The sequence below is a fragment of the Rhodococcus sp. 7Tela_A2 genome (assembly GCF_049311045.1).
Lineage (GTDB): Bacteria > Actinomycetota > Actinomycetes > Mycobacteriales > Mycobacteriaceae > Rhodococcus.
In genome coordinates this window covers 1-9180 of record NZ_JAXION010000148.1, presented here as the reverse complement: position 1 = coordinate 9180, position 9180 = coordinate 1, and the positions used below count along the sequence as shown (strand labels likewise).

The window sequence follows — 9180 nt, the reverse complement described above, 5'->3', positions numbered from 1 at the left end:
CGGGCCCCGGTCCGCCCCCCGCTGCCCCGGGGCTATCGGGTGGGGGGGCGAGAGCTCCGCAGCCCGCACACCATCGCTATCGCGATATCGCCGACTCCCATTCGCCGCGTTCGGCAGCAACGAGTTCGCGCACCCGCGGCACGACCTCGGCTGCGAAGCGTTCGAGGTCCGTCGAGGCGTCGCTCGCGAGAACGAACGTGCTCGTGCCGTGCTGCAGAGTCAGCTCGGCGAGCTGCTCGGCCCACACCTCCGCCGGACCGTGCAGAAACGAACCGTCGGCAACATCGGCGAAGGTGCCGGTGACGTTGTACAGGCGGCGGATCTGCGCGGGTTCGCGCCCGGCCTCCCGAGCGGCGTCGTCGACCCGCGCACTCATCTCTCCCAGGATGTCGGGCCCGGCGGCGAACGAACTCGGCAGCCAGCCGTCGGCAAGTCGCCCGGTCAGTCCGAGCATGCGGGTGCCGTAGGCGCCGACCCAGATTCCGAGATCGTGTGCGGGAGCAGGGCCGCGTTTCGCACCGGACAGCGAGTAATACTCGCCGTCGACCTTCGCCCCGCCCTTCTCGTCGGACCACAGCGCCCGAATCACCGCGATCGCATCGGCCAGCGCCGTCACCGCCTGCCCGGCGCTTCGGCGCGGACCTCCGTTGGCCGCCACCGCATCCCAGAACGCACCCGAGCCGAGTCCGAGTTCGACGCGGCCGCCGCTGAGCCGGTCCAGTGACGCGGCGCTGCGTGCGAGGATCACCGGTCCGCGCAGGGGAAGGTTCGCCACGTTCGGCGCGACGGTGACGGTCGTCGTCCGGGCCGCGATCCAGCTGAGCAAGGTCCAGGTATCGAGAAAACGCGACTGGTAGGGGTGATCCTGGATCGTCACCAGATCGAGCCCGGCGCGTTCGGACAGGAGAGCGAGATCCACCACCCGGGCCGGGTCACCGGCGGACGGTGTGAGGAAGCTGCCGAATTCGAGGGATTGCCGGTAGTCGGGCACGTGTCACGATCCTTCCGACTCGGAGCGCGGGGCGTGGCGGCTGACGATGGAGATGCGGTTGAACGCGTTCATGGTGATGGCCACCCATGCGACGGCTGAGAGCTGGTCGTCGGTGAGGTGCGCTCGGGCCTCCGCGTAGTCGCGGTCCTGCTCGTAGCTCGAGGGCAGCACTGTCACCGATTCGGCGAGGGTGAGCGCCGCCCGCTCGACATCGGTGAACAGCTCGGTGTCCCGCCACACCGACAACACCGCGAGCTGCGTCGTCGACACGCCTGCCTTGAGCGCCTCGCGGACGTGAATGTCGAGACAGTAGGCGCAACCGTTGATCTGCGAGACCCGGATGTTGACGAGTTCGACGAGGGACCGCTCGAGCCCCGCCTCCGCGACGGCCTCGCGCACCGCGCCGGCGACGGCGACCTGTGCCCGGTAGACAGGCCGGGTCTGTTTGTCGATCAGAACGCGGGGCTCTCGGGTTTCGGTCATGTCCGCTCCTCGGGCCGGTCGGCGATCCGTCGTGCATGTGCACCGATTAGTTGACTACGCAACGTACCATCGGGCTCGCGCACGCACCGGAGATCCGGCTCGCGACCGATACTGCGAACGGCATACTCGGAGGCATGCGACTGACCCACTTCGGCCACTCCTGCATCCTCGTGGAACACCTCGGGCAGAAGATCCTCTTCGACCCGGGCAATTTCTCGCACGGATTCGAGGGGATCACCGGCCTCGACGCGATTCTGGTCACCCATCAGCACCCGGACCACGCCGACCCCGCCCGCCTCCCGGCGCTTCTCGACGCCAACCCCGGCGCTGCCCTGTTCTCGGATCCGCAGTCCGCGGAACTTCTCGAGGGCGACTGGTCGGCGGTGCGGCCCGGCGACCGGTTCACGGTCGGCGACGTGACGATCCGGGGCACCGGCGGCCGCCACGCGGTGATCCACCCCGACCTTGCGGTCATCGACAACACCGCGTTCCTCGTCGGAGACGCGGAGAACCCGGCACGCCTGATGCACCCGGGAGACTCGCTGTACATCCCGTCCGAGAAGGTGGACGTACTCGCACTCCCGGCAGCGGCGCCGTGGCTCAAGATCTGGGAAGCCGTGGACTACCTGCGTGCCGTGAATCCCCGGGTGGCGGTGCCGATCCACCAGGGCATCATCACCGATCAGGCGAACGGCATCTTCTACGGCCGGTACTCCGACATGGCCCCCGACGGCACCGAGTTCCGGGTACTGCCGTACGAGGACGACGTCGAAGTCTGATCCGCACCCGGCGCCGCCGAGGGGGGTTTACCGCGCCGCCGCCCGCCCGGCGGCGCGGCCGGAGAAGATGCATCCGCCGAGGAACGTGCCTTCCAGCGAGCGGTAGCCGTGTACGCCACCGCCTCCGAAGCCCGCGACCTCGCCTGCCGCGTACAGCCCGTCGAACACCGAGCCGTCCGCACGCAACACCCTCGACGACAGGTCGGTTTCGAGGCCTCCCAGCGTCTTACGGGTGAGGAGATGCAGTTTGACCGCGACCAGGGGGCCGGCCTTCGGGTCGAGGATCCGGTGCGGCGACGCAATGCGGGCGATGCGATCCGGCTTGTAGGTGCGGGCCGCACGCATCGCGACGACCTGCAGGTCCTTCGTGAACTTGTTCGTCATCTCCCGGTCCCGCGACTCGACGACCGAACGCACCCGCTCGTAGTCGAGCGGCGTATCAGGCGTCAGCTCGTTCATTCCGGCGACGAGGTCGGCGAGGTTGTCGCGGACGACGAAGTCGACGCCACGCCGCATGAACGCATCCACAGGTCCGGGCGCACCCGACCGGATGCGCTGCAGGAGCAAGCGGACATCCCGGCCGGTGAGGTCGGGATTCTGCTCCGATCCGGAGAGACTGAACTCCTTCTCGATGATCTTCTGGTCCAGGAGGAACCAGGTGTGGTCGTGCCCGGTGCGCGCGATGTGCTCGAGAGTGCCGAGGGTGTCGAAACCGGGGAACAGCGGAACCGGCAGGCGAGTGCCGGTGGCGTCGAGCCAGAGCGACGACGGTCCGGGCAGAATCCGGATGCCGTGGTTCGGCCACACGGGGTCGAAGTTCGTGATGCCCTCGGTGTAGTGCCACATCCGGTCGCGGTTGACGATGTTGCCACCGGCGTTCTCGGTGATCTCGAGCATCCGCCCGTCGACGTGCGCGGGAACACCGGTGAGCATCCGCTTCGGCGGCTCGCCCAGACGCTGGGGCCAGTTCTTCTTCACGAGTTCGAAGTTGCCGCCGATACCGCCGGAAGTGACGATCACGGCTCCGGCAGCGAACTCGAATTCACCGACTCCCACCCGCGACGAAGCGACACCGCGAGCGGCGTCGGTCGGCTCGAGCACGGTGCCTCGCACCCCTGTCACCGCTCCGTCGGTGATCACCAGGTCGTCGACCTGGTGCCGGTGCTTCAGCGTGACCAGTCCCCGGTCGACGCCCTCCCGGACCTTACGAGCGAAGATCTCGACGAGAGCCGGTCCCGTGCCCCACGTGATGTGGAAACGGGGAACCGAATTGCCATGTCCCGCAGCGTCGTAACCGCCACGTTCGGCCCAGTTGACCATCGGGAAGATCTTCAGCCCGCGCTGCTTGAGCCACGCGTGCTTCTCCCCCGTCGCGAATTCGACGTACGCCTGCGCCCACCGGCGTGGCCAGCGGTCGTCGACCTCGCGGTCGAAGCCCGCCGTGCCCATCCAGTCCTGGAGGGCCAGTTCGTACGAGTCCTCGATACCGAGACGCCGTTGCTCGGGACTGTCGACGAAGAACAGTCCGCCGAACGACCAGAATGCCTGTCCCCCGAGGTTGTTCGCATTCTCCTGGTCCACCAGGATCACCTTCCGGCCTGCGTCGACGAGTTCTCCCGTCGCCACGAGTCCCGCAAGGCCCGCCCCCACCACGATCACATCTGCGTCCATGCCGCAAACAGTACCGAGCGAACGCACGGCTCGGGACAAACAGTCGCCCACGCAACTCCTCAGACGGTGACGCGCCCCTTCGAGGAAGCCGGCCGGCGATAGACCGACGCGAGTCGTCGCTCGAACGACGACTGCGGGGCGATCACACGTCGGCGTCGCGACGTTCCGGCAGTCTCGCGTCGTTCAGCCCTTCGTCGTGCTTCCCCCAGGATTCGAAGTGCACGGCCTCACCGAGGGGGCGGCCCTGTCTCCAGCCGAACCGCTCGAGGTCCGGAACCTCCTGCAGGCGTGTCACGGGACCGAGGCACAGCCAGGCGATCGCTCGGACGGGGTCCTCGACTCCGACGAAGTCGCGGAGGAATTCTTCTTCGTAGAACGAGACCCACCCGACGCCCAGGCCCTCCGCCGTAGCCGCGAGCCAGAGGTTCTGGATGGCGAGAACCGCTGAGAACAAGCCGGATTCGTCGACGGTATGCCGCCCGAGGATGTGCTTCCCGCCGCGCGACGGGTCGTAGGTGACGACGATGCCGGTACGCGATTCGGCGATGCCCTCGACCTTGATGGGGTCGAAGGTCCGCCGCTTGTCCTCGGGCAGTGAATCCGCGAACGCCTTCCGGCATCCGGCGACGTGCTCGGCGAAAGCGTCAAGGCGCTCCGGATCACGGACCACCACGAAATCCCACGGCTGCGTATTACCCACGCTCGGTGCGTGGTGGGCAGCGGCGAGAACCCGGTGCAGCGCGTCCTCGCGAATCGCCTCCCCGCTGAACTCGGCGCGGACGTCGCGGCGCATGCGGATGATGTCGTACAGCGCCTCGCGCGCTCGAGCGGTGAACATGATCGTCAGGCCGGCACGACTGCTTCGATGGCCTCGATGACCTCGGGGGCGTCGGGTTCGGTGCGGGGACGGAAACGATCGACGACGGTACCGTCCGGGGCGATCAGGAACTTCTCGAAGTTCCACTGGATGTCACCGGCTTCACCGGACGCATCGGCGTGCTTGGTGAGTTCGGCATACAGCGGATGGCGGCTGTCGCCGTTGACCTCGATCTTCTCCAGCAGCGGGAAGGTCACACCGTAGGTGGCCGAGCAGAATTCCTGAATCTCCTCGGCCGTTCCCGGTTCCTGTCCCATGAACTGGTTGCACGGCACGCCGATCACGATGAGGCCGCGGTCGGCGTAGTCGTTCGCGAGCTGCTCGAGTGCGCCGTACTGCGGGGTCAGTCCGCACTTGGACGCGACGTTGACGACGAGCAGCGCGTGCCCCTCGAACGCCGCGAGGCTGGTGGGCTCACCCGAGAGGGTGTTGATCGAGATGTTCTGGAGGTCGGTGGTCATGCCTACAAGCTAGCGTGCCCGCACCGGACCGTTCGGGACGGCGGCCCGCCCGGGACGACAGCGTCGTCGATGCACTCAGGCGAGAGCGAGAAACAGCTTCTCGAGTTGCGCCTCGGTCATCGGCTCCTTGTTTCCGTCACCCGAATCGGTCATGCACTCCCGCAGGCCGCTGGCGACAATCTTGAAGCCGGCACGGTCGAGTGCTTTGGAGACCGCGGCGAGCTGCGTGACGACGTCCTTGCAGTCACGGCCCTGCTCGATCATCGCGATCACTCCGGCGAGCTGCCCCTGAGCACGGCGCAACCGATTGAGGACCTGGGTGATGCTTTCGTCGTCGCCGACCATGTCGATTCCTTTCGCGAATGTCTTGTCATCGTACCCCCTGGGGTATCGCCCCCGTCGTCTCACAGCTCGACGGCCCGATCGGGACCGCCGGGTGATGCGGAGGCGCATCCTCTCGCGTCACCCGGCGGCGACGGAAAGCTGACGCCATCGCCGCAGCGGACAGCGGGAGGTGCGTGTGCACGCATAGGCGGTGCCGGCGGCAACCAGCGTGAGGACCGCGACCGCGCCTCCCACAGCGGGATGCAGTTCCTGCGCAATGATGACGGAGGACATCAGCAGAACGAACCACCCGAAGCCCTTACGCAGCGTATCCGGATCGATCTTCGAGGTGAGCCGGCCACCGATCAGGCTGCCGACCACCGCGGCGCCGGTCACCATCGCCGCCAGGCGCCAGTCGATCTGCACGGACGAGAGGTAGCCACCGAGCCCCGCGAAGGATTTCATGGCGATCACGATGAGTGAGGTACCCACGGCGATGGGCATGGGCAGTCCGCCGAGGAGCGCGAGCGCGGGCACGACGAGGAAACCACCACCGGCACCGACCAGGCCGGTGACCAACCCGACGACCACGCCGTCGAGCAGAATCTTCCCGACCGGCATAGCGGGAACAGCACTTCCGGTTGCTGCCTTGTTCTTGCGGCCGCGCAGCATCGCGACCGCGGTGGCGATCATCATGGCCGCGAACGCGAGCAGCAGGATGCCGCCGGGAATGAAGCGCGAGAACAGGCCACCGGCGTAGGCACCGACCATGCCCGCCGCACCGAACAGGATGCCGGTGCGCCACTGCACGCGGCCCGCCCGCGCGTGGGAGATCGCGCCGACCGCGCTCGTGACACCGACTACGAGCAGGGAGGTGGCGATCGCTTCCTTGGCGTCCATGCCCGCGACGTAGGCGAGCAGAGGGACGGTCAGGATGGATCCTCCGCCGCCGAGCAACCCGAGGGTGACGCCGACAAGGACCGCCAGTGACACGGTCAGCGCGATCACGATCAGTTCCCTTCGGCTGCAGTGCCGCTGGAAGCGGTCAACTGTGCCACGATCGTCTGCGGATCACAGGTGGCGCCGCGGTTGTAGGGCAGCTTCGACAGCATCATGCCCATCGCGCACGTATTCGACAGTGCCGCAAAGCTCAGACCGCCACCGATGCCGGCGGCGAGCCACTTGAGCTTGGGCACGGCGACACTGCCCAGGACCGAGCCCAGCACCAGCGAGCCCGCGAGCAGACGAACCTGGCGTTCGAGTTCCCAGCGTGCGGCACCGCGAACGACCGGCAGACCCTGTCCTTCCCAACTCGTCATCCCGCCCTCGAGGATGTGCACGTTGAGCAGTCCCGCCTCGCGCAGGGTCTCCTCGGCGTGCGTCGCACGCTGCCCGGACCGGCACACCAGGACGATGCTCTCGTCGAGGTGGGCGAGGAACTCGTCGCGGTGCTCGCGCAGCAGGTCGAGGGGCACGTTGTAGGCGCCCGCGATGTGCAGGGACTCGAACTCGCCGGGGGTGCGGACGTCGACGACACGCACGTTCGCATCGGCGCCGATCAGGTCGTGGAGCGCGCTCGGGTCGAGGGTGGCGGGACCGGACGTGGTCATAAGGAGGGCCTTTCGATTCTGGGTTGTGTGCGCACTAGGCGACGTAATTACCCCATGGGGTATTCTGGGAACTCATCGTACACATACCGCTAGGGGTATCTAAAACCATGATCTGCTGCGGGAGCTTCCCCGGCACTCCGCGGTTCCCCATGCGGAGCCGGAGACGAAACTCTGTGCAGCACGATACCCCGGGGGGTACTTGACATACCCTAGGGGGTATATGCCACGCTGTCCACAGACCCGGAATCAGCAACGGAGGAACCCATGATTCTCGAGCAGTACTACATCGAGTGCCTGTCCCACGCGTCGTACCTGATCGGCGACGAGAGCACCGGCCGGGCGATCGTGGTCGATCCGCGCCGCGATATCGGCGACTATCTCGACGACGCCGCGAAGCACAACCTCACCATCGAAGGCGTCATCAACACCCACTTCCACGCGGACTTCGTCTCCGGACACCTCGAACTGGTGGACGCGACCGGCGCATGGATCGGTTTCGGCGAAGCGGCCGAGACCGACTACCCCATTCGCCGCCTACGGGACGGGGAGCAACTTTCCCTCGGCGAAGTCCACCTGGAGATCCTCTCCACCCCGGGGCACACCTGGGAATCGATCTCGGTGGTCGTGCGTGAGCGTCCCGACGCCGCACCGTCCGCGGTGCTCACCGGTGACTCGCTGTTCATCGGCGACGTCGGCCGGCCGGACCTGGTGAACCTCGGCGACGGGTCCACGAGCGACCTGGCCCGGGCGATGTTCCGTACCGTGCACGAGAAACTGCTGACACTGCCCGACGAGGTCACGGTCATGCCCGCCCACGGTGCCGGTTCGTCCTGTGGAAAAAATCTCTCCACCGAGCTGACCTCCACGATCGGAGAGCAGCGAGTGAGCAACCCCTCGGTGCAGCCGATGAGTGAAGACGATTTCGTCGCGCTGATCACCGAGGGCCAGCCGGCCGCACCGTCGTACTTCTCGGCCGATGCCGCCATGAACAAGCGGATCCACCCGCTGCTCGCCCAGGACCACACCATCCCGATGCTGACTCCGGCTCAGGTCCGGACCGAGCTCACCGCGGGCACCCGTGTTCTCGACGCACGCAGCGTCGACGATTTCGCCGCCGGGCACCTGCGCGGATCGGTCAACGTCGGTTTCGACGGACGCTTCGCCGAGACCGGTGGCATGGTCGCCGAGGTCGGCGAGAGGATCGTGCTCATCACCTACCCCGGCGAGGAACAGGAGGCGGCGGTACGCCTCGCCCGGATCGGATCGGACAACGCGATCGGCTATCTCGCCGTCGCCGACGGCATGTTCCCGGTCGAGCTGACCGAACTGGTTCGGACCGCACCCCGCACCTCCGTCGAGGAACTCGACACCCTGCTCGCCGCCGGCACCGTCACCCTCGTCGACATCCGCAACCCCGGTGAGCGCGAACTCGGCACGATCCCCGGTGCGGTGCCGATCCCGTTGGCACAGTTGCGCACTCGGCTCGGGCAGGTACCGACGGGTAAGCCCATCGTGGTGCACTGCGCCGGTGGATGGCGCTCGAGCGTGGCGGCGTCGTTGCTCCGCGCTCACGGCTTCGACAACGTCTCGGATCTCACCGGCGGCTACAACGCGTGGGCCGAGAGCCACGTCGCGGCCTGATCGTTCCGGCCGGAGCCGGACCGACAACAACGAAGAAGGAGAACCCCATGTGTTACCCCGTCACCTGCCCGAACTGCCGGAAGACCGGATGGGGCGGCTGCGGACAGCATGTCGACGCCGTCATGCGATCCGTACCCGCCGGCGACCGCTGCACCTGCGGTCAGGACACCGCTCCGGCGCCGAGCCCGGCTCGGACGCTGCGGTCCCTGTTCCGCCGCTGACCGGGCAGCAGTCGCACGAACCCGCCGGTTACGACCCGGCGGGTCGCGGCGGGGGATCCGCCGGCGAGGCGCCCCCCGGCTGGGGCCCCCCCGCCGGCGCCCAAGCCCCCACCCCCCGCATC

11 protein-coding genes are annotated in these 9180 nt (G+C 67.6%); 3 read left to right on the top strand and 8 right to left on the bottom strand.

Features of this window, described 5'->3' with window-relative positions; genetic code table 11:
* Positions 1 to 76 precede the first annotated feature (76 nt).
* Positions 77 to 991, bottom strand: coding sequence for an LLM class flavin-dependent oxidoreductase (locus TVH25_RS19425; RefSeq protein ID WP_422425246.1), 915 nt, complete (start codon positions 989 to 991; stop codon positions 77 to 79).
* Positions 992 to 994: 3 nt separating this feature from the next.
* The gene (locus tag TVH25_RS19420) at positions 995 to 1474 is read right to left on the bottom strand and encodes a carboxymuconolactone decarboxylase family protein (protein WP_296551440.1); all 480 of its coding nucleotides are present in this window, start codon (positions 1472 to 1474) and stop codon (positions 995 to 997) included.
* Between the two features lie 134 nt (positions 1475 to 1608).
* On the opposite strand from TVH25_RS19420, the gene TVH25_RS19415 reads away from it, so the two are divergent.
* Positions 1609 to 2253, top strand: coding sequence for an MBL fold metallo-hydrolase (locus TVH25_RS19415; protein ID WP_169652045.1), 645 nt, complete (start codon positions 1609 to 1611; stop codon positions 2251 to 2253).
* Positions 2254 to 2280: 27 nt separating this feature from the next.
* Here TVH25_RS19415 and TVH25_RS19410 read toward each other — a convergent pair whose 3' ends face one another.
* The 6 genes from TVH25_RS19410 to TVH25_RS19385 all read right to left on the bottom strand — a co-directional run bounded on the left by TVH25_RS19410 (position 2281) and on the right by TVH25_RS19385 (position 7196).
* Entirely contained in the window at positions 2281 to 3924 is a 1644-nt protein-coding gene (locus TVH25_RS19410) for an FAD-binding dehydrogenase (protein ID WP_169621301.1), read from the bottom strand.
* 142 nt (positions 3925 to 4066) lie between these two features.
* Positions 4067 to 4762 (bottom strand): 5,6-dimethylbenzimidazole synthase, encoded by a 696-nt coding sequence (gene bluB / locus TVH25_RS19405; RefSeq protein ID WP_422425245.1) that lies wholly within the window; start codon positions 4760 to 4762, stop codon positions 4067 to 4069.
* 5 nt (positions 4763 to 4767) lie between these two features.
* Positions 4768 to 5262 (bottom strand): glutathione peroxidase, encoded by a 495-nt coding sequence (locus TVH25_RS19400; protein ID WP_169621304.1) that lies wholly within the window; start codon positions 5260 to 5262, stop codon positions 4768 to 4770.
* Between the two features lie 75 nt (positions 5263 to 5337).
* Positions 5338 to 5607: a metal-sensitive transcriptional regulator gene (locus TVH25_RS19395; protein ID WP_169621305.1), complete on the bottom strand. Its 270-nt coding sequence runs from the start codon at positions 5605 to 5607 to the stop codon at positions 5338 to 5340.
* A 117-nt stretch (positions 5608 to 5724) separates the two neighbouring features.
* Positions 5725 to 6594, bottom strand: a complete 870-nt coding sequence (locus TVH25_RS19390) for a sulfite exporter TauE/SafE family protein (protein WP_169621306.1) — start codon at positions 6592 to 6594, stop codon at positions 5725 to 5727.
* 2 nt (positions 6595 to 6596) lie between these two features.
* The gene (locus TVH25_RS19385; RefSeq protein ID WP_296551435.1) at positions 6597 to 7196 is read right to left on the bottom strand and encodes a rhodanese-like domain-containing protein; all 600 of its coding nucleotides are present in this window, start codon (positions 7194 to 7196) and stop codon (positions 6597 to 6599) included.
* A 264-nt stretch (positions 7197 to 7460) separates the two neighbouring features.
* Between TVH25_RS19385 and TVH25_RS19380 the strand changes: the two genes are divergently transcribed.
* On the top strand, positions 7461 to 8837 hold the full coding sequence (locus TVH25_RS19380) for an MBL fold metallo-hydrolase (RefSeq protein WP_169621308.1): 1377 nt from the start codon (positions 7461 to 7463) through the stop codon (positions 8835 to 8837).
* A gap of 49 nt (positions 8838 to 8886) precedes the next feature.
* The coding region (locus TVH25_RS19375; protein WP_422425247.1) for a hypothetical protein at positions 8887 to 9180 on the top strand (294 nt) is incomplete at its 3' end.

Coding starts and splice junctions, on each gene's coding strand:
- TVH25_RS19410 (WP_169621301.1), bottom strand. CDS start 3,924: ATGGACGCAGATGTGATCGTGGTGGGGGCGGGCCTTGCGGGACTCGTG.
- bluB (WP_422425245.1), bottom strand. CDS start 4,762: ATGTTCACCGCTCGAGCGCGCGAGGCGCTGTACGACATCATCCGCATG.
- TVH25_RS19420 (WP_296551440.1), bottom strand. CDS start 1,474: ATGACCGAAACCCGAGAGCCCCGCGTTCTGATCGACAAACAGACCCGG.
- TVH25_RS19395 (WP_169621305.1), bottom strand. CDS start 5,607: ATGGTCGGCGACGACGAAAGCATCACCCAGGTCCTCAATCGGTTGCGC.
- TVH25_RS19400 (WP_169621304.1), bottom strand. CDS start 5,262: ATGACCACCGACCTCCAGAACATCTCGATCAACACCCTCTCGGGTGAG.
- TVH25_RS19385 (WP_296551435.1), bottom strand. CDS start 7,196: ATGACCACGTCCGGTCCCGCCACCCTCGACCCGAGCGCGCTCCACGAC.
- TVH25_RS19380 (WP_169621308.1), top strand. CDS start 7,461: ATGATTCTCGAGCAGTACTACATCGAGTGCCTGTCCCACGCGTCGTAC.
- TVH25_RS19415 (WP_169652045.1), top strand. CDS start 1,609: ATGCGACTGACCCACTTCGGCCACTCCTGCATCCTCGTGGAACACCTC.